General features: G+C 41.0%; 1 protein-coding gene. It reads right to left on the bottom strand.

The window, feature by feature from the left end; genetic code table 11:
- Nucleotides 1-1139 (bottom strand): condensation domain-containing protein (locus CRS_RS24305; RefSeq protein ID WP_228451351.1); only part of this gene is annotated, 1139 nt, incomplete at both ends.

Raw genomic sequence — 1139 nt, 5'->3', positions numbered from 1 at the left:
ACCTGGCATTCAGTTCCCAATAGCTCAAAGATAGATCCCCGAAGACTACAGCCGTATGAGACGGGCTACGATCAACCTGGGATTCAAAAAGACTCACAATCGTATCAGAAGCCGGATACTCTGCTGCCGTATCATTGAATGATGACAGTACTAACTTCTCTTCATCACTTACATAATCAAGATCACGTAATGGAATTTCTGAATGGCCTGCAAACTGATCCAGAACGGTCTTAAAATGTGACACCAAAGACCTGATAGAAGCACAAGAAAATACTGAACTGTCATAACGGAACTCTATATAGAGCTTACCTCCACCAGGAACAATCACAAGGGTAAAAGCATAGTTCGTCTGTTCAAACGAATCCACTCCCTCGGAGGATAAACCCGCATTCAAACTTGTAGATGCATTTTCATGATCGTTTTTGACATAGTTCTCAAAAACAAGAATATGATTAATAAGCTCATTACCCAAAGGAGATAAAGACTGAAGCTCTGCAAGACTGTTAAAATGATAACGGCTGCTATGGATAGAATCCTGATGTAGCTGATGAAGTAAACTGCGGGGAGTTTCTTCTTCTTCAATAGTCACACATACAGGAATCGTATTGATAAACAGACCTACCATATTCTCAATACCCCGAACTTCTGCAGGACGACCCGATACGACGCTTCCAAATACAACTTCACTGGATCGGTTATAACGGCTCAAAAGATAAGACCATACTCCCTGAACATAAGTATTCAGCGTAATACCTGAATCATGACAGAAATCTTCAATATTTTTAAAATCATCATCCTTAACAATAAGGCTTTCCGTAAGGTAATCCGAATGCTCTTCCCCCCTGCCATTTACAAAAGGAAGTACTGTAGGAGAAGTGATACCTTCCAAATAAGCCTTCCAATAAGAAAGCGATGCTTCTTTATCTACAGCAGACAGCCACTGGATGTAAGAAGAATATTTCTCTGCTTCAGGCAGCGGAATAACAAGTCCCTGCTGAAGGCCCCCTAAAAAGGTGGTAAAATCATTGATCAGAATACCCAGACACCATCCGTCCATGATGATATGGTGGTGGCTCCAGATAAACTCATAATATCCATTATCCAGCAATACAACATGTAAACGCATCTGCGTACATTCA

This window comes from Chryseobacterium sp. ON_d1 (assembly GCF_006829085.1).
GTDB lineage: Bacteria > Bacteroidota > Bacteroidia > Flavobacteriales > Weeksellaceae > Chryseobacterium.
This window is presented reverse-complemented; position numbering and strand designations above follow the sequence as displayed.